Raw genomic sequence first — 26,682 nt, 5'->3', positions numbered from 1 at the left:
AGGTACTCAGCCGAAAAAAAGCCCGCTGCAGAGCAGCGGGGCTTGGTCTGGAGCTTGTTTAGCGGTGAGGGTCACTCCGACACGGCTTCGCCGGTGGTCGGCTGAATAACGGTCTCGCTTACGATTGCATCGCTGAGATCGTTGGTGGCGATGGCCACATCCGAGTCGGTGTCCGGGAGGACGGGCGTTTCCGCCACTGTCATCTGTTTGGACTGGGCTGTCTTGTTCCAGCTGCATGCAGCGGCCGGTGCAATTGCAAACGCGGTTACGGCAAGGGCCGCAATGCCGGTGCTCAATAGGCGCATGTTACATCTCCGTCCGTTGGCCTGCGCTACACTTGCGCAGTCTTACGTAGGGTAAGGGAAAATGGAGATCTGACAAGGAAAAAGCGAAAGGCGATTGTCGTCGCACTGCCCCTGGCCGGTTACTCGCGCTGGAGATTGTAGGTGGTCTCGGTTCGCGGTTCGGACAGATCGTTGACGACGTTGATCACGTGAACATCCAGAAGCTCGCCAAAGGCCCGCAATGTCAGTTGCTTGCTGCTCAAGAACCCGATCAGCAGCACCTGGATGGCACCATCCGAGCGCATTTCCCCTTTGGTCCAGCCCCACTTGCAGTCACGCGGGATGCAGGAGGTGAACGCGCGTACGCGCACATGCACCGCTTCATTCTCGCAGCGACTTTCCACCTCGACGCGCGAGATCTCCTTCGGCTCGGCATTCGGATTGACCCAGACGCCGTCTTCGGGAAGTGGACAGTAGACGCGCTGCGCCAGCGAGGGCGCTGCCGACAGTAGAAGAAGACCGGCTGCGAGTAGTATCAGACGCATTCGTTATCTCCCGGCGAAACAGGCTGTTTCAGCAACCTAACCGTTTGTGGCGGAAGCGGCTACAACGGAGTTGAAACTTTCATGGGAATCGAACGAAATTCCCCGCAAACAACAGAGACTTATCATGCAATCACTCGAAACGCCGCGGTTTCGTCTACGCTTGCCGGAAGAACCGGACTTCCCAGTCTACAAGGCGTTCTACGAGAACGGCGAGGCCTCGCACTTCTATGGTGGACCGTTGCGCGAGGATTCCGCCTGGCGCGTGCTGGCAAGCCACCTCGGCCACTGGCAACTGCGCGGCTATGGCATGTGGGTTATCGAACCGAAAACGGGCACAGATATCATCGGCGGTTGCGGCTTCGTTTGGCCCGAAGGCTGGCCAAGACGGGAGCTGACCTGGTGGTTGATGCCGCAGGCACGCGGCACCGGTGCCGCCGTGGAAGTCTCGCAGGCGGCAATCCGCCATGCTTACGAAGTCTATGGCTGGCCTCTGGTCGAAACGCATATGAAGGATGACAACGAGGCAGCAAGGGGACTGGTGCGCAAACTTGGCGGCGAGCCGATTGCGCGTGAGATGTTTCCTGATGGCAAGGAACGGACAGTCTACGGATTTCCGAAACCTGAGGGATCCTAACGGCGCGGATGAGCCTTGTCGTAGGCGGACAGGAGATGGGCGCTGTCGATTTCCGTATAGATCTGTGTTGAGGCAAGGCTGGCGTGGCCAAGCAGTTCCTGGATAGTCCTGAGATCACCGCCGCCAGCCAGCAGATGTGTGGCAAAGGAATGGCGCAGGGCATGCGGGGTCGCGCTGTCCGGCAGGCCCAATGCACCGCGCAGGCGTGCCATGGCCAGCTGGATCATGCGCGGGTTCAGCGGACCGCCGCGGGCACCGAGAAACAGGGGGCCATCGGGCGAAATCGCGTAAGGGCAAAGTTTCAGATAGTGCTCCACCGCCTGGCAGACCGCCGGCAGGATCGGGACAATCCGCTCCTTGCCGCCTTTGCCGACGACACGAAGTGTCTTCGTCCCGGTTTTGGGGGCCATGGCACCGGTCAGCGACAACGCTTCCGAAATCCGCAGGCCGCAGCCGTAGAGCAGGGTCAGGACAGCGGCGTTGCGAGCTTCCAGCCACGGCTCGCGTTCCATCGCTAGGTCACCGCTGGTCACGTCGATGGCGTCCTTGGAGGAGACGGGTTTCGGCAGGGACCGGGCCTGCCGTGGTGGCCGCACGGCGGAAGACGCCGCAGCGTTCACTTCGCCCCGCCGCTCCAGGTACCTGAGGAAGGACCGGATCCCGGCAAGGCCGCGGGCGAGCGATCGGCTCTGGGCACCATCACGGCGGCGGCTTGCCAGGAAGCCTCGAAAGTCGGCCGGGCGGAGCGCCGCAATTTCCTTGAGGTCGGGTGCCCCGCCCAGATGGTTGGTCAGGAACCGCAGGAACTGGCGCAGGTCGCGTTCGTAGGCAAGCAGGGTCTTGTCGGAAAGGCGTCGCTCATCGGACAGGTGGTCAAGCCACTGGTCGATGCGGCGGTTGAGTTCCGGCCGGGCGGTGACGAGCAGCGATTCGGATTTGAAGGATGCGGCACACATGGTGCCAATGTGATGCCGGATCCCCAACGGTTCCGTTAACATCGCGCCACATGGCGGCTATTTTTCGTCAAACCGGCTGACAAAGGTCCTTCCCCACCAGGAGGTGAACAGGACCGTTTAGATTTCCCAGCCTGATCGACTTGTCCCCCAACACCAGGCAAAAGGTATTGGAACGTCCTGTTACCCTTGGCAGGCGCTTGTAACGGCAAACAAAAACGGCCCGGAAATCCGGGCCGTTCGTTCGTCTGAAAGGTCGGCGATCAGAGAATGCTCTGGCCGGTCTTGGCCCAGTCGGCCAGGAAGGCTTCAAGGCCCTTGTCGGTCAGCGGATGCTTGACCAGTGCCTTCAGCGTTGCCGGCGGTACGGTCGCGACGTCGGCGCCGATGATGGCGCAATCCTTCACGTGGTTCGGCGTGCGGATCGAAGCAGCCAGAATTTCCGTGTCGAAGCCGTAGTTGTCGTAGATCACGCGGATTTCGCGGATCAGCTCAAGCCCGTCGGCATGAATATCATCCAGCCGGCCGATGAACGGCGAGATGTAGGTTGCACCGGCCTTGGCTGCGAGCAGGGCCTGGTTGGCCGAGAAGCACAGGGTGACGTTGGTCTTGGTGCCTTCTTCGGTCAGCTGCTTGCACGCCTTCAGGCCATCGAACGTCAGCGGCAGCTTGACGACCACGTTGTTTGCGATCGCGCTAAGTACGTGCGCTTCCTTCATGATCGTGTCGAAATCGGTTGCGGCCACTTCGGCGGATACATCGCCTTCGGTGATGGCGCAGATTTCTGCGATGACTTCCTTGAAGTCCCGACCGGACTTTGCGATCAGCGAGGGGTTGGTGGTGACACCGTCAAGGAGGCCGGTTGCTTCCAGTTCCTTGATTTCAGCCGTGTCGGCCGTATCGACGAAGAATTTCATCTGTCTTTACTCCCTGTAGGGCTACCGGAGCGTCGCCGGAAACCTGGTCCCGGCTAGCGGGACAAAACGATTGCGTGGTCAGCTGGGCTCTCTTTACCCTAGGATGATGACAAGAAGAACCCCTGATTCTCTGGTGGACGAAATTTTTGCGGTACGTACCTCAAGAATGGCGAGGCTTGATCCCGGCGACCGGACGGGCAATGTCTCGCCAGGGTTCGGGCCGTGCCTGGCGCATGGTTTCGCGGCCGTTCCCGGAGCGATGAGGACCTGACACACAGTGCTGTTCGACGATCCAGACTTCCAGGAAACCATTGCCAGCGTGCTGGTGCCGGTCGCGGTTGCAGGGGCCTATACCTACAAGGTTCCCCCCGGCCAGTCCGTGGTTCCGGGCACCATCGTCAAGGTGCCGCTCGGCCCGCGCGAGGTGATCGGGGCTGTCTGGGATATCGAGCCGGACGCGGCCATCAATCCAAAGAAACTGAAGACCATTTCCCATGTCTACGACAAGACGCCGCCGCTCGATGATGATCTGCGCCGGTTCGTCGACTGGGTAGCGAACTGGACACTTGGCGCCCCGGGGATGGTGCTGCGCATGGTGTTGCGGTCCGAAGAAGCGCTGGAGCCGGAGGCGCCCGTTCCCGGTGTCCGCCGCATCGAAGGTGCCGCGCCGGATCGTCTGACGCCGGCACGCGGGCGTGTTCTGGCGACCATGGAAGACGGCTTTGCCTGGACGAAAAGCGGCCTTGCCCATGCTGCCGGCGTGTCCGCTTCTGTTATCGACGGCCTGCTTCAGCAAGATGTCCTGGAAACCGTCCTGATGCCGGCGGCTCCCCCGCCGCCGAAACCGCAACTGGACTACGCGCAAAAACCGCTGACCCCGGCGCAGCAGGCCGCGGCAGACGGCCTGACGGCCTGTTTCGGCAAGGGTGGGGCCGTTGCCCTGATCGACGGTGTCACCGGCTCGGGCAAGACGGAAGTCTATTTCGAGGTGATTGCCGAAGCCTTGCGCCGGGGAAAGCAGGCGCTGGTGCTGCTGCCTGAAATCGCACTCACCGAACAGTTCCTGCGGCGCTTCGAACAACGCTTCGGGGTCTATCCGGCCGAATGGCATTCGCAGATCACGGTCAAGAACCGATCGCGGGTCTGGCGCGGGGTGGCCTCCGGAGACGTCCGGGTCGTGATTGGCGCGCGCTCTTCGCTGTTTCTGCCTTTCAAGGAACTGGGCCTGATCATCGTCGATGAAGAACACGATGCGGCCTTCAAGCAGGACGACCGGGTGCCCTATAGCGCCCGCGACATGGCTGTCGTCCGCGGTCATCTCTCCGGCTTCCCCGTTGTTCTGGCGTCGGCCACGCCATCCGTGGAAAGCATCGTCAACGCAGAGGTGGGCCGCTACAAGCTGTTCGAGCTGCCCGAGCGGGCATCCGGAGCTGCCCTGCCGGACCTCATGGCCATCGATATGCGCCAGGACGGGCCGGAACGGGGACGCTGGCTGGCGCCTGGCCTGGTCCACGGCATCGCCGGTACCTTCGCCGATGGGGGGCAGTCGCTACTGTTTCTCAATCGGCGCGGTTATGCACCGCTGACCCTTTGCCGGACCTGCGGCCACAGGTTCCAATGCGCTCATTGCAGCGCCTGGCTGGTGGAGCACCGATTCCAGAAAAAACTCGTCTGCCACCACTGCGGCCATCAGGAACCGGTTCCCAAGGCCTGTCCGTCCTGCCAGTCGGTAGACAGTCTGGTTGCCTGCGGTCCTGGCGTGGAAAGAATCGCCGAGGAAGTGACCGAGCTCTTTCCGCAGGCGCGTGTGCTCGTGCTTTCGTCGGATATTGCCGGCGGGCCGGATCGGCTGAAGCGCGAAATGAAGATTGTCGAGGAAGGCGGGGCCGACATCGTCATCGGCACGCAGCTGGTTGCCAAGGGGCATAACTTCCCACTGATGAAACTGGTCGGCGTGGTGGATGCGGACCTTGGCCTTGCCCATGGTGATCCGAGAGCTGCGGAAAAAACCTTCCAGCTGCTTGCACAGGTGACGGGCCGTGCGGGCCGCGTGACCGGCGGCGGCAAGGGTTTCCTGCAGACCTACAATGCGGATCATCCCGTCATCAAGGCGTTGCTTTCAAGCGACAAGAAGGCGTTCTACCAGGCCGAGATCGAGGCAAGGCGGGCAGCAGGTCTGCCGCCGTTCGGGCGTCTTGCCGCCGTCATCGTCTCCGGACCAGACAGAGGATTTGCGGAAGGCTTCTCAAGGGCCCTTGCCCGTGCCGCACCGCCGGATCAGGCCGTCACGCTCCTTGGGCCGGCGGAAGCCGCCCTTGCCATGGTGCGCGGACGCTATCGTTTCCGCCTGCTGGCAATGGCCCCCCGCCAGTACGATCTGCAGGCCTATCTGCGGCATTGGCTGAGCATCGGCCCGAAGCCCACGAAGGGGCTGCGCCTGCAAGTAGACATCGACCCGCAGCATTTTCTCTAGGTGGTTTTTGCGTTCATCGGGAAAAGCGCCTGCCGTTCATACGAGTTCGGCGTGGGAGAATCGGGTGGAACCGCAGGGTCATTGTTTGCGATTGTGGCAACGCTGCTGACGGCAATAATCCCGCCGTCCGCACAGCTGCGGCAAAAACGCCCTCGTCACTTGCCCCTTTCAGCCCTGCGCAAAGGCCTTTTCGCCTGCTCTGCAGAAAACCGTCTAAAGGTTTATGACGGTGCGGAGGCGTTGATCTGAAACGTTTTTTATCAACCTTTGACAAAAAACACCGAGGAATCGGCAATAACAGTCTTTAGGCGAAGTTGCACACTGAGAAACCCTGTGCTAATTGAGGCGCGGCTTTGGGGGCAGCGGTTTAACCGTCATACCTTCTGACCTTGAAATCATTCATTTTTTCAATGCTTTGCGAGCGCTGGCCGTTTCGCGGGCATGAAAAACGTCAGAGAGCACGGACCTGGTGACTGACAACGTATCTCTCGTATCCGGCGTGGCACAGCGTTATGCGTCCGCCCTTCTCGACCTCGCCGAAGGCGAAGGTGTAACGGCTGACGTGGAGCGGGATCTGACAGCTTTCGAAGGCATGCTTGCCGAAAGCGAAGATCTCGTCCGTCTCGTGAAAAGCCCGGTATTCAGTGTGGAGGAGCAGCTTGCAGCGCTTACCGCACTTCTCGACAAGGCAGGCATCAAAGGCCTGGCTGCTAATTTCGTGAAGCTGGCAGCCCGTAACCGGCGCCTCTTCGTTCTTCCCGGCATGATCAAGGCATTCCGCACCCTGCTTGCGCAAAAGCGTGGTGAGGAAACGGCTGAGGTAACCTCCGCAGCTGCTCTTTCCGACGATCATGTCGCTGCCCTGAAAGAAGCTCTCTCGGCTTCCACGGGCAAATCTGTAAACATCGTGGCAAAGGTTGATCCTGCCCTGATCGGTGGCCTCGTGGTCAAGGTCGGCTCCCGCATGATCGACACATCGCTGCGTACCAAGCTCAATTCACTCAAGTTCGCGATGAAAGAGGTCGGCTGATGGATATTCGGGCCGCGGAAATCTCCGCAATCCTCAAGGACCAGATCAAGAGCTTTGGCCAGGAAGCCGAAGTTTCTGAAGTCGGTCAGGTGCTCTCCGTCGGTGACGGTATCGCCCGTGTTTATGGTCTGGACAAAGTCCAGGCTGGTGAAATGGTCGAATTCCCGGGTGGTATCAAGGGCATGGCCCTGAACCTGGAAACCGACAACGTTGGTGTCGTTATCTTCGGCTCCGACCGTGACATTAAAGAAGGCGACACCGTCAAGCGGACCGGCGCCATCGTGGAAGTGCCGGTCGGCAAGGGCCTCCTGGGCCGCGTTGTTGATCCGCTCGGCAACCCGATCGACGGCAAAGGCCCGATCGAGGCAACCGAAAAGCGCCGCGTGGACGTCAAGGCGCCGGGCATTCTGCCGCGCAAGTCCGTGCACGAGCCGATGTCTACCGGCCTGAAAGCCATCGACGCCCTGATCCCGGTTGGCCGTGGTCAGCGCGAGCTGGTCATCGGTGACCGTCAGACCGGCAAGACCGCGATCATTCTCGACACCTTCCTGAACCAGAAGCCGCTGCATGCTTCTGACGACGAAGACGCAAAGCTGTACTGCATCTACGTTGCTGTCGGCCAGAAGCGCTCCACCGTCGCTCAGTTCGTGAAGACCCTGGAAGACGCCGGCGCGCTGGAATACTCCATCGTTGTCGCCGCTACCGCTTCCGACGCTGCTCCGCTGCAGTTCCTGGCACCGTTTGCCGGCTGCGCGATGGGCGAGTTCTTCCGTGACAACTCCATGCACGCCGTGATCGGCTACGACGATCTGACTAAGCAGGCCGTGGCCTACCGTCAGATGTCCCTGCTGCTCCGTCGTCCGCCGGGACGTGAAGCTTTCCCGGGTGACGTTTTCTACCTGCACTCCCGTCTGCTGGAACGTGCTGCGAAGCTGAACGAAGACCATGGCAAGGGCTCTCTGACCGCACTGCCGGTTATTGAAACCCAGGGCAACGACGTGTCCGCGTTTATTCCGACCAACGTGATCTCGATCACCGACGGTCAGATCTTCCTGGAAACGGATCTGTTCTACCAGGGTATCCGCCCGGCCGTGAACGTCGGTCTGTCGGTGTCCCGCGTGGGTTCCTCCGCTCAGATCAAGGCGATGAAACAGGTTGCCGGCCCGATTAAGGGTGAACTGGCTCAGTACCGCGAAATGGCGGCCTTTGCACAGTTCGGCTCCGACCTCGACGCCACGACCCAGCGCCTCCTGAACCGTGGTGCACGTCTGACCGAACTTCTGAAGCAGCCGCAGTTCTCGCCGCTGAAGACCGAAGAACAGGTTGCAGTCATCTATGCCGGCGTGAACGGCTACCTGGATGCAATCCCGGTCAACCGCGTGAAGGACTTCGAAGAAGGCCTGCTTCTGTTCCTTCGTGGCGAGCACAAAGCACTGCTCGACGCCATCTGGGAGAAGAAGGCACTCGACGACGAGCTGACTGGCAAGCTGAAAGCTGCCATCGACGCGTTCGCCAAGAACTTCGCTTAAGACCACGCCGGGATAAGGAGCAGGGGCGGCCATGCCGAGCCTGAAGGACTTACGAAACCGCATCGCTTCCGTTAAGGCGACGCAGAAAATCACCAAGGCCATGCAAATGGTGGCCGCGGCGAAGCTGCGTCGTGCTCAGGAAGCTGCGGAGGCCGCGCGCCCCTATGCGGAACGCATGGGTGCGGTGCTGGCCAACCTCGCGGTGGCCTTCGAGGGGCGCGACGACGCTCCGAAGCTCATGTCCGGCACCGGCAATGACCAGGTTCATCTCCTGCTCGTTGCCACGGCCGAACGTGGACTGTGTGGGGGCTTCAACACCAACATTGCCAAGCTTGCGCGTGAAAAAGCGCGTAGCCTGCTGAAGCAGGGCAAGACGGTCAAGATCATCTGTGTCGGCAAGAAGGGCTACGACTCCCTGAAGCGTGAGCTCGGCCAGCACATCATCAAGACCATCGACCTGCGCAGTGTTAAGAACGTTGGCTTCAGCAACGCGGACGACATCGGCCGCGAAGTGCTCTCCATGTACGACAATGGCGAGTTCGACGTTTGCACGCTGTTCTATTCGACTTTCAAATCCGTGATCGCGCAGGAACCGACTGCAACTCAGCTGATCCCGGCCCATTTCGAGGCTGGCAGCACTGATGCAGGCGCAGGTGCCAACGCGGTTTACGAATATGAACCGGAAGAGACAGAGATCCTTGCGGATCTGCTGCCGCGCAACATCTCCGTTCAGATTTTCCGGGCACTTCTGGAAAATGCTGCGTCTGAACAGGGTGCACGTATGTCCGCAATGGACAACGCGACCCGCAACGCCGGCGAGATGATCGACAAACTGACGATCAACTACAACCGCCAGCGCCAGGCTCAGATTACGACGGAACTGATTGAAATTATCTCGGGCGCGGAAGCGCTCTAACGGGATCGAGACGAGGATTAGGGATATGGCTGACAAAAAGGTCGGACGGATCACCCAGGTCATCGGCGCCGTTGTCGACGTCAAGTTCGATGACCACCTGCCGCTGATCCTGAACGCTCTTGAAGTTGACAACCAGGGCACGCGTCTTGTGCTTGAAGTTGCTCAGCACCTTGGCGAAAACACGGTACGTACCATCGCGATGGACTCCACCGAGGGGCTGGTGCGCGGTCAGGAAGTGGTCGACACCGATGCACCGATCGTGGTGCCGGTTGGCGACGGCACCCTGGGCCGTATCATGAACGTGATCGGTGAGCCGGTCGATGAAGCCGGTGAGATCCCGCACGAAAGCAAGCGTGCGATCCACCAGGACGCTCCGGAGTTCATCGAACAGTCCACCGAAGCTGAAATCCTTGTGACGGGCATCAAGGTCGTTGACCTTCTGGCTCCGTACGCAAAGGGCGGTAAGATCGGCCTGTTCGGCGGCGCCGGCGTGGGCAAGACCGTTCTCATCATGGAACTGATCAACAACGTCGCCAAGGCGCACGGCGGTTACTCCGTGTTCGCAGGTGTTGGCGAGCGTACTCGTGAAGGTAACGACCTTTACTGGGAAATGATCGAATCCGGCGTGAACAAGGAAGGCGGCGGAGAAGGCTCCAAGGCTGCTCTGGTTTACGGCCAGATGAACGAGCCCCCGGGAGCCCGTGCACGTGTTGCTCTGACCGGTCTGACCGTTGCAGAACACTTCCGTGACCAGGGCCAGGACGTGCTGTTCTTCGTGGACAACATCTTCCGCTTCACCCAGGCAGGTTCCGAAGTGTCCGCACTTCTCGGCCGTATCCCGTCCGCTGTGGGCTACCAGCCGACGCTGGCCACCGACATGGGCGGCATGCAGGAGCGCATCACCACCACGAACAAGGGCTCGATCACGTCCGTGCAGGCCGTGTACGTTCCGGCCGATGACTTGACCGACCCGGCACCGGCTTCGACCTTTGCTCACTTGGACGCAACGACGGTTCTTAACCGCTCGATCGCTGAAAAAGGCATCTACCCGGCTGTGGATCCGCTGGACTCCACTTCCCGTATGCTTGATGCCCGCATCATCGGTGAAGAGCACTACGAAACGGCTCGTGCGGTTCAGGTTACTCTGCAGCGCTACAAGGCACTGCAGGACATCATCGCCATCCTGGGCATGGACGAACTGTCTGAAGAAGACAAACTCACCGTTGCCCGCGCACGTAAGATCGAGCGCTTCCTGTCCCAGCCGTTCTTCGTGGCCGAAGTGTTCACCGGTTCTCCGGGCAAGCTGGTTGCCCTCGAAGACACCATCAAGGGCTTCAAGGGTCTGGTCGAAGGCGAATACGACCACCTGCCGGAAGCTGCTTTCTACATGGTTGGCTCCATCGACGAAGCCATCGAGAAAGCACAGCGCCTGGCTGCTGAAGCCGCTTGATCGGCGAATTGACCGGACGCCCGTTATCGGGCGTCCGTCTTCTTCATGCTTGATGGCTTGCCATCAGAATTAGACTGACAAGGAAGACGCCAAATGGCTGAACTTTTCCAGTTTGAGTTGGTCTCGCCGGAGCGCCAGCTCCTCTCCGAACAGGTCGCAGAGGTCGTTGTACCGGGCGCCGAAGGCGAGTTTGGCGTTCTGAAGAACCATGCCCCGTTCATCTCCACCATCCTGCCGGGCATCCTGAAGGTGCGCAGCAGCGAAAACGGTGGTTGGGACGAATATTTCGTCCGCGGCGGTTTTGCCGATGTTGCAGCAGGCGGTCTCACCGTTCTGGCCGAACAGGCCGTTCCGGTTGGCGAAATCAGCCGTGAGCAGCTCGACCAGGCGATCCAGGATGCGCAGGAAGATGTTTCCGACGCCAAGGACGATGCCTCGCGGCAGAAAGCCGAAATGACACTGGCTCAGCTCAAGGACGTCGCAGAAGCCCTCACCAAGGCCTGATACGACCCCCTCAAGCTTCATTCAATGACGCGGTCCGGCAACGGACCGCGTTTTTGTTTTTGGGGGAAGCGATCGGTCAAGTAAGCAAGAGGCGCGGTTCCGACGTATCTGCCAGTCTACCTCTCAAACAGTCGGCTCTCGATCAGAAAGCCGAACGTCAGGCGCGAGCAAACCGCGCGACGTCTTCTTCTTCGAAGAACTTGAACCCGTTACGCCCGTTATGCTTGACCTCGTAAAGCGCCATATCTGCGCGTTTTATCACTGGACGAGGATCCAGTTCCGTGCCCGTTATCGGAGAAATTCCGACGCTGACGCCAACCGAAATAATGTGATCCTGGACAGCAAACGGTGCCCCGATCTTGCGGACGATACGATCGGCGATCTCGGCCGTACTGGCGTTGCCGGAACCTGTTCCTGTCAGGATAATCCCGAATTCGTCGCCGCCGAGACGAGCGACAAGATCTGAGGACCGGACACACTCGCGCAGTCGCTGCGCGACTGTTTTAAGAAGTTCGTCACCGACATCATGACCGAAGCTGTCATTCACCGGTTTGAACTTGTCGAGATCAAGCAGCATCAGGTCGCCTGCAATGCCATTGGCCGATGCCGCATTCAGGGCTTCGTCCAGCTTTGCATTGAATAGCGTTCGGTTGGCGAGCCCGGTCAGGGTGTCATGGTGAGCGGCAAACTGGATCTTTTCAGCCGCCAGTTCACGGGACGTGACATCTTCATGCGTACCGATCCAGCCGCCCGCCGGCAAGGGCGCATGGACCGCGCTGACAATCCTGCCGCTGGGATGTTTGAACTTGGAACGGACCACTTCGCCGGCTGAAAGACGGATCATCAGATCCATGACGTGTTCCTGAACGTCGCCTTCGAATTCGCCGCGTTCCTTCTCGGCCTGGATCAACTCGATGAGGCTCACACCCTCGTAAACATCGCCCTCAGGCTTGTTGAAGATCTCGATGTACTGCCGGTTCCACAATGACAGCCGTCCACGCGCGTCGAAGACGCTGACACCCTGGCGCATATTGGCGAGAATGGCTTCCAGTTCCTGCGAGCGATGCCGTGCCAGCCGTTCGTTCGCGGCAAGTTGTTCTTCCAGGTTCTTGCGGTCGGTGATGTCGTAAAAATTATGGATCAGACCACCTGACGGCAGTGGCGTGCTCCGGGTTTCGATGTAGGTGCCATTCGCGGCACGCCGTTCGAACACCTGCGATTTTTTCAGGTCGTACTTCCGATACCGCTCAAGAGCGAGAGCCTCTGGGTCGCCAGGGCCATAGTCACCTCTTCGAGCGTTGAAGAGAAAGAAGTCGTAAAGATAAGGCCGTCCTTCAATCAACTCATCAGAATATTCGAGAAGGTCGCGGAACTGCTGATTGCTCGAAGCGAGCCGGAGCGTTTCATCGTAGTGAACGATCCCACCCGGAAAGTTGTCGAAGATGCTTTGCAGCGTGTCGGCCTGCTGCTTGGTCTCGGTAATGTCCGTCAGGGAGACGACGACACCGTCAAGATCGAACTCCTGATCGTCGTCGATTGGCATGGCGCTCAGGCGAAGCCACTTCCTCGGACGCCCGTTGGTGGGGGAGAGACGGGCGATGACGTCCCTCAGGGATCCCGGGTCACGGGCAGCAAGCTCCAGCGGTGCATCGCACGGGCCCTTGCCTTCAAGATCACAGCGAAGGCCAAAATCAATGTCGGTTACGTTCAACCCAACCAGCTCCCTCCCGGTCACGCCCAAGAGGTCGATCGCAGCAGGGTTGGCTGACTGGATTTCGCCGGTATGTGTCAGCAGAAGAATACCCTCGCTGAGAGACTCGAGCGTTGTCCTTTGGACGGCCTCGGAATAACGCAAGACGTTCTCTGCCCGCTTGCGCTCCGAAATATCAAAGAAACTGGTAATAAGGCCGCCGCTCGGCAGAGGGATCCCACGGACTTCCAGATGTGTCCCATCGGGGCTGACGCGCTCGTAGATATGCGGTTTGGGATCATCGAAATACCTGAACCGTTCTTCCAGAAGCTTGTCCGGGTCTCCCGGACCGTAGTCTCCCCGCTTTGCCAGATATGTCGCCACTTCCAGCAATGGCGCCTTGCGATCAATAAATTCCTGCGGCAGTTGCAGCAGGCGCTGAAAATCCTTGTTGCAGACCGCAAGCCGTCTGTCGGGATCATAATAGACAAGGCCACCCGGCAGGTTGTCGAAAATGGCTTGCAGAGCGATGAGCTGCCGCTTGGTCGCGGTGACGTCAGTCAGGGAAAGGACAACGCCGTCGAGGCCATACGCATTGTCGTCGCCAATCGATTTCGCATTCAGCCGCAGCCAGACGGACTGGTCGGTCCCGCGACGGGTCACGTTCGCAACGACGTTACAAACCTTGTCCGGATTGACCGCCGCCTGTTGCAGGGGATTGCAGCGGGAAACGTGGCCGTCTTCTTCACATTCGATATCGAGGTCGAGATCCTGAAGCTTTTGACCTTTCATTTCCCCGACAGTGTAACCGAGCAATGCTGCTGCTGCAGGATTGAAGGACTGGATCTGTCCGGCTCTGTTGACGAGGAGGATCCCTTCGCTCAGGGATTCCAGGGTGGTGCGATGGACCGCTTCGGAATGAAGCACGGCCTGTTCGGATTGCTTGCGTTCGGTAATGTCCTGGAAGGCACCGATCAAACGGGTTGCTCGCCCATCTTCGATGATGGGCCTGCCCGCGGTGCGAACCCAGATCTCGCGCCCCTTGGCGGTCACGAACGGGAGTTCAAGATCCCAGGCGACACCTTCCTTGATACTCTTGATGACTGCATCCGAGATCTGGCGACGGCAATCCGGTGCGTAGAACGAAAGCGCCATATCGACAGTTGGAACGAAGTCGTCATCCACTTCATGGATTTCGCAGGTCTTTTCCGTCCAGGTTACCGTGTCGGTATCAATATCCACTTCCCAGCCGCCAACACCGGAAACGGCCGTGATCTCTTCCAGCAGGTCGCTCTTGCGCATTGCAAGCCGTTGCTGTTCTTCGGTCGCCCGAAGGGCAGATTGCGTTTCACTTTGGGCGCGATGAGACTTCATCAGACCTAGGACGATCGATCCCATACGCTGCAATTGGCGGAGCTGTGTTTCGCTTGGCTGCCGTGGTCTGGTATCGACAACGCACAGTGTCCCAAGGATATGCGTGCCATCCAGGCACAACGGCAAACCTGCATAAAAGCGTGTGTAGGGTGGACCGGCAACGAGGCTCGTATCGCGGAAGCGGGGGTCTTCGAGGGCGTCGGGAACGACCATCAACTCGCGCGAGAGGATCGCCTGATCGCAAAAAGTGCCTTTTCTTGGCGTGCCGTCGACGTCTATGCCGATCTTGGCCTTGAACCAGAGGTCATCCTTTCCGACGATGGAAATGAAGGCCATCGGGGCATCGAAGATCGTGGCAAGGGTCTCCACGAGATCGTCGTATTCCGGGAGGCGTTCAGAATTGAGAATCTGAAGGGTCGCAAGTGCGTCCAGACGATCCTGTTCGCTGTCTCCCTGCACAGGGGTCATGATGCACTGTGCCTCTCTGCCGAACGCGTCACTATCTCGGTTTTAGTTTATTTACTCTTAGGTACAGAACTAAAACAAAGTATTAACTTTGCGAGATTGAATTAAATTGTCCATAAAGGCAGGGTTGTTTTGTGCGAGAAGAGTGATTGTATTTTAACGAAGAATCGCCCCTAGGTAATATTCGGTAAGAATATTTGCTTAGATCGAAAAAATCGCATTAAGTCTTCTGTTCATCCAGAGGTTGCTCGATGTTGACATGCCCTTTGTCCAGCCTTGCAGGCTTGAAATCCAGCACGGGAAAATCCGGGCAATAAAAAACCCGGCCTGGGGGCCGGGTTTCGAGGTACGTGGTGTTCCACGGTATGTCTGCTTTTTTAGTTCAAGCAGCTTGTATTCTTATGCCGCGCGGCGGAAGGACAGGCTCATGCCACCACCGGAACGGTTGCGGCGGCGCTCTTCCGGCGGGATGTAGACGATGGCGCTATGTTCGGTGCAATAGGAGACACCTGCTTCGACGCGCGTGCTGCACGGGAAGATGTAGTTACCAGAATCACCTTCTGCCCATTTGCAGCAGCCCGGGCGCGGGAGAGACAAGTCAGCCATGACGTTTTCCTTCGTTCTTCTTTTAACCAAGCGACAAAAGCGCTCGAGCATCCTCGGGAGGGAGGATCCGAACAGCTTTCGACAGGAATCGGATGTAAGCGGCGCCCGGGACGTCATCCGTTGTCCAACCCAATTGGGTGCCCTTCAGCAAGCGCAGGCATTACATAAGCGGCATGTCACAAAATTGCAATAGAATAGCTGGCAATTCCGGCCTGCATTCAGTGCATACCGGGTTAATGTAATGTTATCGTTTGGCTTTATTGCTTCGGCTTACTTTGCCAGGCCAAAGGTTTAGCCTTTTGGCTCAGGCAACTTGCCTCCAGCCTGCCGAAGCGCATCGGGTGTATCAAGATCCAGTCTTGCGGCGGATCCGATCTCGACCTCGGCCACGAACCCGGGGTTTTCGCCAATGATGTGGCGCGCTCCAACGTCGCCGCTCAAGGATTTCAGGGCTTCGAAGAAGCGCCGGTCCCACAAAACCGGATTGCCCCGTTTCCCATCCGCTGTTGCGGTGACGATCAGACTGTTGTCGTTTTCGCGGTAAGTGCCGATCAGCCTCTTCAGAACATCGCTGCCGATGCGTGGCATGTCGCCCAGAAGTACGATCACCGCATCGGTATCTGCGGAAAGAGCATTCATGCCGGTGCGGATGGAACCGGCCATGCCGTCTGCAAAATCCGGGTTGTGCACCAGCGTCACGTCCAGATCTTCCACCTGCGCGCCGACCTCTTCAGCCAGATGCCCGGTTACCAGAACGGTCTGTGACAGACCGGCGCCGGCGGCAGCTTCCGCGGCATGCCGGATCAGGGTCTTGCCGTCCAGCGTCGCAAGCAGCTTGTTCGGACCGCCCATGCGGGATGACTTGCCAGCGCCAAGGATCAGCGCCGCGATCCTGGCAGCTTCGCCCTTGCGTTTGCCTTCGCGGGGCTGCGGCCGTGTCCCGATTTCCATCAAAAGGCCTCCAACACCCATTGCGGTAATGTCGTCGGGGTGTACTTCCAGTCCGGCAAGCAGGCGGTCCAGAACCCAGTCGAAACCGTTCTCCTTCGGGCTTCGGGCGCAGCCCGGTGCGCCCAGCACGGGAATGTCGTCGAGACTTCCGAGCATCAGCAGGTTGCCGGGATCCACCGGCATACCCAGGTGGTGCACCGTCCCCCCGGCAATATCCAGACCCGCAGGCAGCACGTCCTGCCTGTCAACAACGGCAGAGGCCCCGAACAGGATCAGAAAATCAGCGCCTTCTTCCTTCAGAGACCGCAAGGATTCGGCAACGGCCTCGCTGCTGTGGGCGACCCTGTGCTCACTCAGGACGATTGATCCGCTCGGCAGCAGCCTGTCTTCCAGCACGCGGCGGGTCTTGTCCATGGTCGAGGGCTTGAGATGCGGCAGTTGCGTTGCGACAAGGCCAACCTTGCGCGGACTGAAACCGGCAATGCGGACGGCACCTTTGAGGGCGCTTTCGGCGGCTCCCAGTTGTTCTTCTGGAACGGCAAAGGAAATGATCTTCGCGGTTGCAACCATTCGGCCGGCCAGAACCTTGCTGTAGTTTGGCAGAGTCGCGAAGGTGATGGCCGGATCAATCCGGTTGGCCGCGGTAACCGCATCCGCATCGACCACCAGGACGCCGTTGATGGCGGCATAGAGGTTCATGCGCCCCGTAAAGGCGGTGTCGGTCTCAAGGCCCGCACCTGCAGCGGCGGTGGCGAGCTGCTCGGCCGCGGCATCCTCTCCGGTGTCGCCGGGCTCTATCCTGGCAACCATGAGGCTGTCGATACCGGCGGCGGCCATGTCGGCGCAGTCTTGCCCTGTCAGGCGGTGGCCTTTTTTCAGCACACGCTTCGGCAGGGCTGTCCGGTGCGCGAGAATACAGCCTTCGGCATCTTCCGGCGGACAGGGGCCGAATATCATGCGGCAGCTCCCGGAGCCGTCCGCAACGCCTTGATGATGGCGCCCAGCACGGCAACCGCAATTTCCTCCGGTGAAGCCGCACCGATATCGAGACCGATCGGAGCATCGATCCGTTCCAACAGCTCAGGTGCCAGACCGGCTTCGGTAAAGCGTTCCAGACGCTTGCCGTGTGTCTTGCGGCTGCCGAGCGCCCCGACATAGAAACATCCGGTCTTCAGCGCTTCCATCAAGGGGAAGTCGTCTATCTTCGGATCATGTGTGACAGCGGCAACGGCCGTGAAGGCATCAAGGGGCGCATCCTTCAAGACCTCTTCAGGCCAGTCCGCCTTGAGTGTGCTTCCGGGAAAGCGGTCATCGGTGGCAAAGGCCGTGCGCGGATCAATGACGGTCACATCGAGCCCCGCAATCTCCGCCATCGGAACAAGCGCCTGGCTGATGTGCACTGCGCCGATGATGACCAGGCGCGGCGCAGGTAGTGATACATTCAGGAAGACTTCGCCACTTTCTCCGGTGATCATGCCGGATTTGCCGGAGCGGAAACGCCTTGCAAGTTCCTCAGACAGGGGATCGCCGGAAAAATCGTCGGATTTGCGGACGAGGCGTTGCCGCCCGTCCACCATGTCGGTCACCAGGATCGCCGCACGGCGCGCGGCACGGTCCTTGTTGAGGTCACTGAGCAGGGAAAAGTCCATGGTCTATGCGCGGTCCGTTGCCAGTTTCAGTCCAAGTCCTACCAGAAGAGATCCTCCAAGCCAGCGTGTGAGGCTCTGGAACCTCGATGTCCTGGTCAGCCGCTTTTTCACTTGGCTTGCAAAAAGAACGGTGACGATATCTGCCGAGGTGAAAGCGAAGTTGACGAACGTTCCCAGGATCAGGAACTGCGCCCAGATCGGCAGGCTTGCGTCAGGGGTGACGAACTGCGGCAGGAAGGCGATGAAGAAGATGGCGACCTTGGGATTGAGAACCTCCACCAGCACGCTGTCAGCAAAGGCTCGCTTTTCGGATTTTTGGGGCAGATTGGGTGTCGGTCCGGCCACTACGCGGGTCCGGATCATCTGGATGCCGAGAAAGATCAGATAAAGCCCGCCAACCAGCTTCAGCGCAAAATAGAGTGTCGGCACGACACTGAAGATAGCCGACAGGCCAAAGGCTGCGGCAAAGACATGCACATAACAGCCCAGGTGAATACCCGCGGCAGCCATGAAACCGGCCCGCTGTCCGCGGGCGATCGTCTGTGCGGCGGTATAAAGCAGGGCCGGGCCGGGCATATAGGCGAAAAGAGCCGTAGCGGCGACGAAGGCAAGCAGGGTTTCCGTGGTCATCGAAATCAGATCCGGGATCAGGTGACGGGTTCGACGTAGACGCGAATGCGGCCGCCGCAGGAAAGGCCGACACGCCAGGCAGTTTCATCGGCAACGCCAAATTCCAGCGTGGTCGGCTTGCCGGTCTCGATGACGTCGATTGCCTCGGACACCACCGCCCCTTCGACACAGCCGCCGGAGACGGAGCCTTCGAAGTTGCCTTCGGCATCAATGACAAGATGGGACCCGACCGGGCGTGGCGCGGAACCCCAGGTCTCGACCACTGTCGCCAGTGCAACGGAACGTCCCGCACCGCGCCAGCTTTCGGCGGTCTTCAAAACGTCGGGAATGGAAGTCGTCTCTGTGGCCGTCATGAGGTCGCCCCTTCAAGGTAGGACCTCCAATATAGATCTTTCTGAATTTGATGAAAGAGAGCAGGCGAGGGAAAGCAAGCGCAGAATCACCCTGTGCTCCTCGCGCCGCCGCCGGACTTTCTCAGCGATCATCTATCCGGCGGGACGTCGCGATCGGGAAGGACAAGAGCGTTGTCTACCCACGAAAAAACGGCTCCTCGAGGGGGAGGAGCCGTTCAGGTTTTGCGGGGTATTATTGTCGGGCTTATTCGGCAGCCATACGCACGGCGGGAGCGGCATTCAGCACCGCACCGTCGACATGGGCTTCAAAGGTCGCGAAGTTCTTGACGAACATTTGCACCAGCTTGGCGGCCTGAACGTCATAGGCATCCTTGTCTGTCCAGGTTTCGCGCGGGGTCAGGATCGTATCGTCGACACCCTCGACGGAAACCGGAACATCGAAGCCGAAGTTCGCATCGGTGCGGAACTCGGCGTCCTTCAGGCTGCCGTTCAGTGCGGAAGTGAGCAGCGTGCGGGTGGCCTTGATCGGCATGCGCTGACCGGTGCCGTATGCACCGCCGGTCCAGCCGGTGTTGACCAGCCAGCAATCCACATTGTGCTTGGCAATGAGGTCTTTCAGCAGGTTGCCGTATTCGGACGGATGCCGCGGCAGGAACGGCGCGCCGAAGCAGGTCGAGAAGGTCGCCTGCGGCTCGGTAACACCCTTTTCCGTGCCGGCCACCTTGGCGGTGTACCCGGACAGGAAGTGATACATCGCCTGGGCCGGTGTCAGACGCGCGATTGGAGGCATGACGCCGAAGGCATCGGCTGTCAGCATGATGATGGTCTTCGGCATCGGTGCGCAGCCGGTGTCGCTGGCATTGGAGATGAAGTGGATCGGGTAGGCGGCGCGGGTGTTCTCGGTTTTCGAACCGTCGTCGAAATCCGGCACCCGGTTCTCGTCCAGAACCACGTTTTCCAGAACAGTGCCGAAGCGCTGGGTGGTGGAGTAGATTTCCGGCTCGGCTTCAGCGGAAAGCTTGATGGTCTTGGCGTAGCAGCCGCCTTCGAAGTTGAAGACGCCGCTTTCACCCCAGCCGTGCTCGTCGTCGCCGATCAGCGTGCGGGACGGGTCGGCGGAGAGCGTGGTCTTGCCGGTGCCGGACAGGCCGAAGAACACTGCGGTATCGCCTGCATCGCCCAAGTTCGCCGAGCAGTGCATGGACATGACGCCCTTTGCCGGCAGCAGGTGGTTCAGCATGGTGAAGACGGACTTCTTCATTTCGCCTGCATAGGAGGTTCCGCCGATCAGGACGATCTTGCGGGTCAGGTCGCAGGCGATCACGGTTTCTGTCCGGCAACCGTAGCGTTCCGGATCCGCCTTGAAGCTCGGCAGATCGATGATTGTCATGTCCGGCGCAAAGCCTTCCAGCTCGGAAGTCTCGGGCCGGAGAAGGAGGTTGCGGATGAACAGCGAATGCCAGGCATATTCCGTGTAGACGCGCACCGGCAGGCGATGGGTCTTGTCAGCGCCGCCGTAAAGGTCCTGTGCGAACAGCTCCATGCCCTCAGCGTGGGCAAGGAAATCGGACAGCAGCAGGTCGAAATTGGCTTTCGACATCTGGGCGTTGTTGTCCCACCACACTGTGTCGCGGGTCTCGTCGTCCAGAACCACGAACTTGTCTTTCGGCGAGCGGCCGGTGTGAACACCGGTTTCAGCAACAATCGCGCCGCCGGCAGCTAGCTGCGCTTCGCCGCGGGAGAGGGAATATTCATAAAGAGCAGGCTCGTTCTGGTTCCAATAGAGCGCTTTCAGGCCTTTGAAGCCGAAAGTTTCGCAACCAATTGAGGGATTCCTGACACCTACTTCTTGCATGTTCCCGCAGTCCTCGTGATGGGGGCTAGTTTTGTCACGGCCGGAGAAAGTTAAGAAAACCTAAATCTGGCTGTGAGGGCTGCGAACGTAGTGGAATGACCAAAAGGCAGCAAGACTACCAAAGGTGCTATGTAATTGTTTAATCGATTAAAAATCACCATTAAATTGCCAATGATTAATTTGGACGTCGAACTAAAAATCGAAACTTTCGGAATGTTCGAAATGTTGATTGAATCGAAAGAAAGTGCGTTCATTTCGCACTTGTAATAGAGACTCGACTGAGCCTCGCCACCAATGTACGAGACTTGACGTTAAGTTGGTCTCTTGAAATCTTTTACAGTGATCCCCACCAATGCAGCCGGCTGGGCGGTCTTTGTGTCATGCAAGCATATCCGGAGGCGGATTGCCTTAATTTATGCGCATTTAGCAGGCCAAAGGCTGTGTGTTACATTAATGCCGATGCGCGCCATCGGTGCGTTGCCGGAAATGGAAAAACAAAGCATGCCGACAATTGCCCTGGTCGATGACGACCGCAACATTTTGACTTCGGTCTCTATCGCATTGGAAGCGGAAGGCTATCGCGTTCAAACCTACACCGACGGTACATCGGCGCTCGACGGCCTGCAGAGCGACCCGCCGGAACTCGCGATTTTCGATATCAAGATGCCACGTATGGACGGCATGGAACTGCTGCGCCGCCTGCGCCAGAACTCCGATCTGCCGGTAATCTTCCTGACCTCCAAGGATGACGAGATCGACGAACTCTTCGGCCTGAAGATGGGCGCCGACGATTTCATCCGCAAACCCTTTTCGCAGCGGCTTCTGGTCGAGCGTGTGCGAGCGGTGCTGCGCCGGGCGCAGCCGCGTGACGCGTCCACGCCGCGCGACGATGCCGACAAACTGCTGGAACGTGGCCAGCTGGTAATGGACCAGGAGCGTCACACCTGCACCTGGAACGGCAAACCCGTCACGCTGACCGTAACCGAATTCCTGATCTTGTCCGCGCTCGCGCAGCGGCCCGGTGTCGTCAAGAGCCGTAACGCGCTCATGGACGCGGCCTATGACGATCAGGTCTATGTGGACGACCGCACCATCGATAGCCACATCAAGCGGCTGCGCAAGAAGTTCAAGGTTGTTGATGACGACTTCGACATGATCGAAACCCTCTACGGCGTCGGGTATCGTTTCCGGGAAGTCTGAAACGGACCGGTAGAGCGGCTGTCCCGGTAAAACCTGGAAACGATCTGCTTTTGGCTGTTCAGTCGGTTTCGATTGAACAGCCTTTGATCTAATGTGAGCCCGAATGGCGGTGGAAAGCGAGAGCGCGGAAGAGATTGGTGCCTCTGAACCTCAGAACGGTTCGGATCGTTCCCGTCTGCGCCGACTTGGCAACAAGCGCATCCGTCGCCGTCTGCTCAGCCAGTTGGGCCGTATCTTCGGAACGTATGTTCTCTCGTCGCTGACGCGGCGGATCATCGCCATCAACCTCGTGGGTCTGCTGGCACTGGTGATCGGTATTCTGTACCTCAATCAGTTTCGCGCGGGTCTGATCGATGCACGGGTGCAGAGCCTTCTGACCCAGGGCGAAATCATTGCCGGCGCCATTGCCGCTTCCGCCACCGTCGATACGGGCACGATCACCGTCGACCCCGAACGCTTGTTGCAGTTGCAGGCGGGCGAAAGCATTACCCCGACCCAGGAAGACCTCGACAGTCTCGATTTTCCGATCAACCCGGAACGGGTCGGTCCCGTGCTGCGCCGCCTGATTTCGCCGACCAAGACCCGGGCGCGGATCTATGATCCGGAAGGCATTCTTATCCTCGATAGCCGCCACCTTTATACCAGCGCCCAGATCCTGCGCTTCGATCTGCCGCCTCCGACGGCGGAGGAGGAAGGCTTCTGGGATTCGACCTGGCAATGGGTCAAGCGCTGGCTGCGCCAGGGTGACCTGCCGATCTATCAGGACGTAGGCGGCGGTGATGGCCGCGCCTATCCGGAAGTGGAGGCGGCGCTTGCCGGATCCCCCGCCAGCGTGACGAGGATCTCGCAACGGGGCGAGCTGATCGTTTCCGTTGCCGTGCCGATCCAGCGGTTCCGCGCGGTCCTTGGGGCCTTGCTCCTGTCGACACAGGGCGGTGACATCGACGCCATCGTGCGGGCCGAACGTATCGCCATCATTCGCGTGTTCCTGTTTGCCGCCACAGTGACCATCCTTCTGTCGATCCTTCTGGCCGGGACGATTGCCGGCCCGGTCAGGCGCCTTGCGGCTGCCGCGGACCGCGTGCGGCGAGGCTCGACCTCGCGCGAGGAGATACCGGACTTTTCGGATCGGCAGGACGAGATCGGCCACCTGGCGCGTTCGTTCCGGGAAATGACGCACGCGCTCTACAACAAGATCGATGCGATCGAGCAGTTTGCCGCCGATGTCGCGCACGAATTGAAGAACCCGCTGACATCGCTGCGCAGCGCCGTGGAAACCCTGCCGCTGGCCAAGTCCAAGAATTCGCAGGACCGGTTGATGGAAGTGATCCAGCATGACGTGCGCCGCCTCGATCGTCTGATCAGCGACATCTCCGATGCTTCCCGCCTTGATGCGGAACTGGCCCGGATCCAGGCCGAGCCGATCGACCTGGCCGAACTGCTGCGCAACATGGCCGATGCCGCCAACCAGCGGTCCGGAGCGGAAGAGGCAAGTGTCAAGCTGGCTGTTGCAGATGCTCAGGGCAGCAAGCCTTATCAGATGCAAGGCCATGATATTCGCCTCGGACAGGTCGTCAGCAACCTTCTGGACAACGCCAGGTCCTTCTCGCCCGCCGGCGGAACGGTTCGGGTGGATCTCAGCCGGGACGGCCGGATGATCAAGATCATCGTGGATGATGACGGTCCCGGCATCCGTGCTGAAAACACCGAACGCATTTTTGAACGCTTCTATACCGACAGGCCGGAAGGCGAAGGCTTCGGCAACAATTCCGGTCTGGGCCTGTCGATCTCCCGGCAGATCATCGAAGCCCATGGCGGGACCATTGTCGCCACCAACCGGCTGGTACCCGGTCGGGAGGGCAAGCAGAAGATTGCAGGTGCTCGTTTCACCATCTATCTGCCGGCAGGGCGGAGCAAGTGACGCCTCCGGCGGTTCATGCCAATTGCGTGGTGGTGGGCACAGCCGGCCTTCTGATCCGGGGCGGTGCCGGCAGCGGCAAGACAACCCTTTCGGATATTGTCATCGAGGCGGCACGGGCCAAAGGCAATCTCGGCCTTCTGGTGGCTGACGACTACACGCATGTTGCTGCAGCCGATGGACGGCTTGAGGCGCATGCGCCGCGGACGATCGAAGGCCGCATGGAAGTACGCGGTTTCGGTGTTGTCGAAACGCGCTTTCTGCCGCACGCGCAAGTGCATCTGATGGTCGAACTTAAGGCGGCCGACGCCATCGAGAGGATGCCGGAGCAGGCTCTTGCGACGGCCTGCCTTGAAGGCGTGCATTTACCGGTGGTTCTGTGCCCGCAAAACGACCCTGAGCACAGCCTGCGCCTGATCCGTTGGGCGTTACGGCACCTTTTCCCCAATGGACCAGATTATATTTGAGGCAGCAGGGGCGTTTTTTGCTTGCAACTGACGAAGCGGTTGAAGAGAGTGCATCAGACTGATAAACGCCCGGCTCTTTCCGGATCTCTTTTGGGATCCTGAGCTTAACGCACTCGATAATCAGGCTAACTGACGCATGATCGGACTTGTACTTGTTACGCACGGGCGCCTTGCTGAGGAATTCAAAGCGGCGCTGGAACATGTTGTCGGTCCACAGGAACAGGTTGAAACCATCTCCATTGGTCCGGATGACGACATGGAGCAGCGGCGCCAGGACATTCTGGCCGCTGTGGAAGCTGCCAATTCCGGCAAGGGTGTGGTGCTTCTGACGGACATGTTCGGTGGCACACCTTCCAACCTCGCGATTTCCGTGATGGACAGCAAATCCGTTGAAGTGGTGGCCGGTGTCAATCTGCCGATGCTGATCAAGCTTGCCAGCGTGCGCGCAGATCGCGAACTGGCCGATGCTGTCGACGAAGCCCGTCAGGCCGGCCAGAAATACATCTCGGTTGCCAGCCAGGTGCTGTCGGGACAGAACTAAAACAATAATGACAGCGCAGACCGTGTTGGAAAAAGACCTGACAATCGTCAACCGCCGTGGCCTGCATGCCAGGGCTTCCGCAAAGCTGGTGAAGCTGGTGGAGACGTTTGACGCAGACGTCCAGGTTTCCAAGGACGGCCAGACCGTTGGCGGAACGTCGATCATGGGTCTCATGATGCTCGCTGCCAGCCCGGGCTGCTTTATCACTGTCAGCGTCACCGGCTCTGATGCAGGAGACGCCATGGCGGCGATTGCCGAACTCGTCGAAAGCGGCTTTGGCGAAGAAGATTGATTTTGACATTTCGTGCCGCCACCCTGCGGCACACATTCCTGCTGCGGTCGATCGAGTGAATTCCGGGCATCGGCCACACGCTTCCAAACCGAACCGGGGGCCGACATGGCGAGCCACACTCAGGACCGAATGATTTCCGCTGCGCGCACTGCACTTGCCCATGTCCATGAGGCGTTGGACCTTCAATTCGCGTTCGAACTCTGGGACGGATCCCGGGTGCCCGCCGATGCGCCGGCGGACGGGCTGCGGCTTGCGCTTTCCGAAGCGGCCCTGACGCGTCTTCTTCGCCGTCCCGGCATCAAGACGCTGATCGATCTTTATGCCAATGGCGACATCGACCCGCGTGGCGGCAGCATTTTCGATTTTGCCGAAAGGCGGCCGGCGCTCAAGAGCCGGGAAATGCGCAAGCGCCTCAACAAGACGTTGCTGCTGAAAACCGCTTTTTCGCTCTGGCGCGGCTCGGGCCGCAAGGCCGAAGCCAACCCGAACGGGCTTGATGCCGGCCAGTCGGCGGACCGAAGCTCCGGCAGCCGCAAGGACGACATCGCGTTCCATTACGATGTGTCCAACGATTTCTACCGGCTCTTTCTCGATCCGGAGATGCTCTATACCTGCGCCTATTTCTCCGACTGGTCGAACGATCTGGCGACGGCGCAAAAGGACAAGCTCGACATGATCTGCCGCAAGCTGCGGCTGAAACCGGGCGACAGGCTTCTGGATATCGGCTGCGGCTGGGGCGCCCTGATCTGCCACGCCGCCGAGCATTACGGGGTCACCGCCGTTGGTGTCACCCTGGCCGAAGAGCAGTTGAAGCTTGCCCGCGACCGCATTCGCGAGCGGGGGCTGGAAGACAGGGTGAGCGTCGAACTGAAGGACTACCGGGACCTTGGCGGAAACTTCGACAAGATCTCCTCCATCGGCATGTTCGAGCATGTGGGCATCGACAATCACGATGACTATTACCGTCATGTCCGCCGCCTGCTGAAACCGCGCGGGATCTACCTGCATCACGCAATCACGCGGCGTGGCAAGAAGGATCTGAAAAAGTTTCGCCGCAAGAAGGCGGAATACCAGACGCTCGTGCGCTACATCTTTCCGGGCGGCGAGGTGGACCACATCGGCTGGACGCTGACCAACCTTGAGGCTCACGGCTTCGAGGTTCATGACGTCGAAGCCTGGCGCGAACACTATGCCCGCACCACGCGCCTTTGGGCCGAGAACCTCATGGCGCATAAAGAGGCGGCCGTGGCGGAGGTCGGAGAGCGCAAGTATCGGCTGTGGGTAGCGTATCTCATCGGTGTGTCGCTCGGCTTCGAACGCGGCACCATCGGCATCTTCCAGACGGTCGCGACGCGCCGCACCAAGGGCCCCTCGGGCATGCCGCCGTCACGTGCGGATCTCTACCGGACGTGATTGAGACATATGATATAAAGAATTCTTTATATCTTTATTGCGT

At 59.5% G+C, this 26,682-nt stretch carries 24 protein-coding genes; 13 read left to right on the top strand and 11 right to left on the bottom strand.

Annotated features, from left to right (window positions below; translation table 11 throughout):
• Window positions 1-71: 71 nt before the first annotated feature.
• Both FIV05_RS03485 and FIV05_RS03480 read right to left on the bottom strand, forming a co-directional pair.
• The gene (locus FIV05_RS03485; RefSeq protein WP_139314047.1) at window positions 72-305 is read right to left on the bottom strand and encodes a hypothetical protein; all 234 of its coding nucleotides are present in this window, start codon (window positions 303-305) and stop codon (window positions 72-74) included.
• A 119-nt stretch (window positions 306-424) separates the two neighbouring features.
• On the bottom strand, window positions 425-829 hold the full coding sequence (locus FIV05_RS03480) for a serine/threonine protein kinase (RefSeq protein ID WP_152508683.1): 405 nt from the start codon (window positions 827-829) through the stop codon (window positions 425-427).
• A gap of 124 nt (window positions 830-953) precedes the next feature.
• Between FIV05_RS03480 and FIV05_RS03475 the strand changes: the two genes are divergently transcribed.
• Entirely contained in the window at window positions 954-1,463 is a 510-nt protein-coding gene (locus FIV05_RS03475) for a GNAT family N-acetyltransferase (RefSeq protein WP_152508682.1), read from the top strand.
• Here the strand turns inward: FIV05_RS03475 and FIV05_RS03470 are convergent.
• Window positions 1,460-2,419 carry a tyrosine recombinase XerC gene (locus FIV05_RS03470; protein WP_152511806.1) on the bottom strand — a complete coding sequence of 320 codons (960 nt, stop codon included), beginning with the start codon at window positions 2,417-2,419 and terminating at the stop codon, window positions 1,460-1,462. The two genes, FIV05_RS03475 and FIV05_RS03470, sit on opposite strands and share 4 nt — an antisense overlap.
• A 260-nt stretch (window positions 2,420-2,679) precedes the next feature.
• Complete coding sequence (gene fsa, locus FIV05_RS03465; RefSeq protein WP_152508681.1) at window positions 2,680-3,333, bottom strand: fructose-6-phosphate aldolase; 654 nt, start codon at window positions 3,331-3,333, stop codon at window positions 2,680-2,682.
• Between the two features lie 277 nt (window positions 3,334-3,610).
• Between fsa and FIV05_RS03460 the strand changes: the two genes are divergently transcribed.
• From FIV05_RS03460 to FIV05_RS03435, 6 genes are all read left to right on the top strand, one after another.
• Complete coding sequence (locus FIV05_RS03460; protein WP_152508680.1) at window positions 3,611-5,806, top strand: primosomal protein N'; 2,196 nt, start codon at window positions 3,611-3,613, stop codon at window positions 5,804-5,806.
• A gap of 469 nt (window positions 5,807-6,275) precedes the next feature.
• Window positions 6,276-6,836 (top strand): F0F1 ATP synthase subunit delta, encoded by a 561-nt coding sequence (locus tag FIV05_RS03455; RefSeq protein WP_022998997.1) that lies wholly within the window; start codon window positions 6,276-6,278, stop codon window positions 6,834-6,836.
• Window positions 6,836-8,365 (top strand): F0F1 ATP synthase subunit alpha, encoded by a 1,530-nt coding sequence (gene atpA / locus FIV05_RS03450; RefSeq protein WP_022998996.1) that lies wholly within the window; start codon window positions 6,836-6,838, stop codon window positions 8,363-8,365. The genes FIV05_RS03455 and atpA overlap by 1 nt, the downstream gene beginning before the upstream one ends.
• 31 nt (window positions 8,366-8,396) lie before the next feature.
• The gene (locus FIV05_RS03445; RefSeq protein WP_062490793.1) at window positions 8,397-9,281 is read left to right on the top strand and encodes a F0F1 ATP synthase subunit gamma; all 885 of its coding nucleotides are present in this window, start codon (window positions 8,397-8,399) and stop codon (window positions 9,279-9,281) included.
• 16 nt (window positions 9,282-9,297) lie between these two features.
• A complete protein-coding gene (gene atpD, locus FIV05_RS03440) occupies window positions 9,298-10,731 on the top strand; it encodes a F0F1 ATP synthase subunit beta (protein WP_173013971.1) in 1,434 nt (477 codons plus the stop codon).
• A gap of 93 nt (window positions 10,732-10,824) precedes the next feature.
• Entirely contained in the window at window positions 10,825-11,235 is a 411-nt protein-coding gene (locus FIV05_RS03435) for a F0F1 ATP synthase subunit epsilon (RefSeq protein WP_022998993.1), read from the top strand.
• A gap of 157 nt (window positions 11,236-11,392) precedes the next feature.
• Here the strand turns inward: FIV05_RS03435 and FIV05_RS03430 are convergent, their stop codons facing one another.
• From FIV05_RS03430 to FIV05_RS03400, 7 genes are all read right to left on the bottom strand, one after another.
• On the bottom strand, window positions 11,393-14,767 hold the full coding sequence (locus tag FIV05_RS03430; protein ID WP_152508679.1) for a PAS-domain containing protein: 3,375 nt from the start codon (window positions 14,765-14,767) through the stop codon (window positions 11,393-11,395).
• A gap of 396 nt (window positions 14,768-15,163) precedes the next feature.
• Window positions 15,164-15,370: a hypothetical protein gene (locus tag FIV05_RS03425; protein WP_022998990.1), complete on the bottom strand. Its 207-nt coding sequence runs from the start codon at window positions 15,368-15,370 to the stop codon at window positions 15,164-15,166.
• A 291-nt stretch (window positions 15,371-15,661) separates the two neighbouring features.
• On the bottom strand, window positions 15,662-17,278 hold the full coding sequence (locus tag FIV05_RS03420) for a molybdopterin-binding/glycosyltransferase family 2 protein (protein ID WP_152508678.1): 1,617 nt from the start codon (window positions 17,276-17,278) through the stop codon (window positions 15,662-15,664).
• Entirely contained in the window at window positions 17,275-17,970 is a 696-nt protein-coding gene (locus FIV05_RS03415) for an XdhC family protein (protein WP_152508677.1), read from the bottom strand. The genes FIV05_RS03420 and FIV05_RS03415 overlap by 4 nt, the downstream gene beginning before the upstream one ends.
• 3 nt (window positions 17,971-17,973) lie before the next feature.
• Complete coding sequence (locus FIV05_RS03410; protein WP_062490784.1) at window positions 17,974-18,600, bottom strand: LysE family translocator; 627 nt, start codon at window positions 18,598-18,600, stop codon at window positions 17,974-17,976.
• Window positions 18,601-18,617: 17 nt separating this feature from the next.
• Window positions 18,618-18,953, bottom strand: coding sequence for an XdhC family protein (locus FIV05_RS03405; protein WP_022998985.1), 336 nt, complete (start codon window positions 18,951-18,953; stop codon window positions 18,618-18,620).
• Between the two features lie 244 nt (window positions 18,954-19,197).
• The gene (locus FIV05_RS03400; protein WP_152508676.1) at window positions 19,198-20,808 is read right to left on the bottom strand and encodes a phosphoenolpyruvate carboxykinase; all 1,611 of its coding nucleotides are present in this window, start codon (window positions 20,806-20,808) and stop codon (window positions 19,198-19,200) included.
• 501 nt (window positions 20,809-21,309) lie between these two features.
• Between FIV05_RS03400 and FIV05_RS03395 the strand changes: the two genes are divergently transcribed.
• The 6 genes from FIV05_RS03395 (at window position 21,310) to FIV05_RS03370 (ending at window position 26,639) form a co-directional block, all read left to right on the top strand.
• Window positions 21,310-22,008 carry a response regulator transcription factor gene (locus tag FIV05_RS03395; protein ID WP_031268674.1) on the top strand — a complete coding sequence of 233 codons (699 nt, stop codon included), beginning with the start codon at window positions 21,310-21,312 and terminating at the stop codon, window positions 22,006-22,008.
• Between the two features lie 103 nt (window positions 22,009-22,111).
• Window positions 22,112-23,929, top strand: a complete 1,818-nt coding sequence (locus tag FIV05_RS03390) for a sensor histidine kinase (RefSeq protein WP_152508675.1) — start codon at window positions 22,112-22,114, stop codon at window positions 23,927-23,929.
• Window positions 23,926-24,393, top strand: coding sequence for an aldolase (locus FIV05_RS03385; protein ID WP_152508674.1), 468 nt, complete (start codon window positions 23,926-23,928; stop codon window positions 24,391-24,393). Before FIV05_RS03390 ends, FIV05_RS03385 begins: the two co-directional genes overlap by 4 nt.
• A 136-nt stretch (window positions 24,394-24,529) precedes the next feature.
• The gene (locus FIV05_RS03380; protein WP_022998980.1) at window positions 24,530-24,934 is read left to right on the top strand and encodes a PTS sugar transporter subunit IIA; all 405 of its coding nucleotides are present in this window, start codon (window positions 24,530-24,532) and stop codon (window positions 24,932-24,934) included.
• A gap of 7 nt (window positions 24,935-24,941) precedes the next feature.
• Window positions 24,942-25,226 carry an HPr family phosphocarrier protein gene (locus FIV05_RS03375; RefSeq protein WP_022998979.1) on the top strand — a complete coding sequence of 95 codons (285 nt, stop codon included), beginning with the start codon at window positions 24,942-24,944 and terminating at the stop codon, window positions 25,224-25,226.
• A gap of 105 nt (window positions 25,227-25,331) precedes the next feature.
• On the top strand, window positions 25,332-26,639 hold the full coding sequence (locus tag FIV05_RS03370; RefSeq protein WP_152508673.1) for a cyclopropane-fatty-acyl-phospholipid synthase family protein: 1,308 nt from the start codon (window positions 25,332-25,334) through the stop codon (window positions 26,637-26,639).
• Window positions 26,640-26,682 lie beyond the last annotated feature (43 nt).

Origin of the sequence: Labrenzia sp. THAF191a (assembly GCF_009363335.1) — a bacterium.
Lineage (GTDB): Bacteria > Pseudomonadota > Alphaproteobacteria > Rhizobiales > Stappiaceae > Roseibium > Roseibium algicola.
Note: the sequence above shows the minus strand (reverse complement) of the source record. Positions and strands in the feature narration are given on the sequence as shown.

Excerpts from the sequence above, each read along its gene's own strand:
- FIV05_RS03485 (WP_139314047.1), bottom strand. The coding sequence starts at position 305 with ATGCGCCTATTGAGCACCGGCATTGCGGCCCTTGCCGTAACCGCGTTT.
- FIV05_RS03480 (WP_152508683.1), bottom strand. The coding sequence starts at position 829 with ATGCGTCTGATACTACTCGCAGCCGGTCTTCTTCTACTGTCGGCAGCG.
- FIV05_RS03475 (WP_152508682.1), top strand. The coding sequence starts at position 954 with ATGCAATCACTCGAAACGCCGCGGTTTCGTCTACGCTTGCCGGAAGAA.
- FIV05_RS03470 (WP_152511806.1), bottom strand. The coding sequence starts at position 2,419 with ATGTGTGCCGCATCCTTCAAATCCGAATCGCTGCTCGTCACCGCCCGG.
- fsa (WP_152508681.1), bottom strand. The coding sequence starts at position 3,333 with ATGAAATTCTTCGTCGATACGGCCGACACGGCTGAAATCAAGGAACTG.
- atpA (WP_022998996.1), top strand. The coding sequence starts at position 6,836 with ATGGATATTCGGGCCGCGGAAATCTCCGCAATCCTCAAGGACCAGATC.
- FIV05_RS03445 (WP_062490793.1), top strand. The coding sequence starts at position 8,397 with ATGCCGAGCCTGAAGGACTTACGAAACCGCATCGCTTCCGTTAAGGCG.
- FIV05_RS03435 (WP_022998993.1), top strand. The coding sequence starts at position 10,825 with ATGGCTGAACTTTTCCAGTTTGAGTTGGTCTCGCCGGAGCGCCAGCTC.
- FIV05_RS03430 (WP_152508679.1), bottom strand. The coding sequence starts at position 14,767 with ATGACCCCTGTGCAGGGAGACAGCGAACAGGATCGTCTGGACGCACTT.
- FIV05_RS03425 (WP_022998990.1), bottom strand. The coding sequence starts at position 15,370 with ATGGCTGACTTGTCTCTCCCGCGCCCGGGCTGCTGCAAATGGGCAGAA.
- FIV05_RS03420 (WP_152508678.1), bottom strand. The coding sequence starts at position 17,278 with ATGATATTCGGCCCCTGTCCGCCGGAAGATGCCGAAGGCTGTATTCTC.
- FIV05_RS03415 (WP_152508677.1), bottom strand. The coding sequence starts at position 17,970 with ATGGACTTTTCCCTGCTCAGTGACCTCAACAAGGACCGTGCCGCGCGC.
- FIV05_RS03410 (WP_062490784.1), bottom strand. The coding sequence starts at position 18,600 with ATGACCACGGAAACCCTGCTTGCCTTCGTCGCCGCTACGGCTCTTTTC.
- FIV05_RS03405 (WP_022998985.1), bottom strand. The coding sequence starts at position 18,953 with ATGACGGCCACAGAGACGACTTCCATTCCCGACGTTTTGAAGACCGCC.
- FIV05_RS03400 (WP_152508676.1), bottom strand. The coding sequence starts at position 20,808 with ATGCAAGAAGTAGGTGTCAGGAATCCCTCAATTGGTTGCGAAACTTTC.
- FIV05_RS03395 (WP_031268674.1), top strand. The coding sequence starts at position 21,310 with ATGCCGACAATTGCCCTGGTCGATGACGACCGCAACATTTTGACTTCG.
- FIV05_RS03390 (WP_152508675.1), top strand. The coding sequence starts at position 22,112 with ATGGCGGTGGAAAGCGAGAGCGCGGAAGAGATTGGTGCCTCTGAACCT.
- FIV05_RS03380 (WP_022998980.1), top strand. The coding sequence starts at position 24,530 with ATGATCGGACTTGTACTTGTTACGCACGGGCGCCTTGCTGAGGAATTC.
- FIV05_RS03375 (WP_022998979.1), top strand. The coding sequence starts at position 24,942 with ATGACAGCGCAGACCGTGTTGGAAAAAGACCTGACAATCGTCAACCGC.
- FIV05_RS03370 (WP_152508673.1), top strand. The coding sequence starts at position 25,332 with ATGGCGAGCCACACTCAGGACCGAATGATTTCCGCTGCGCGCACTGCA.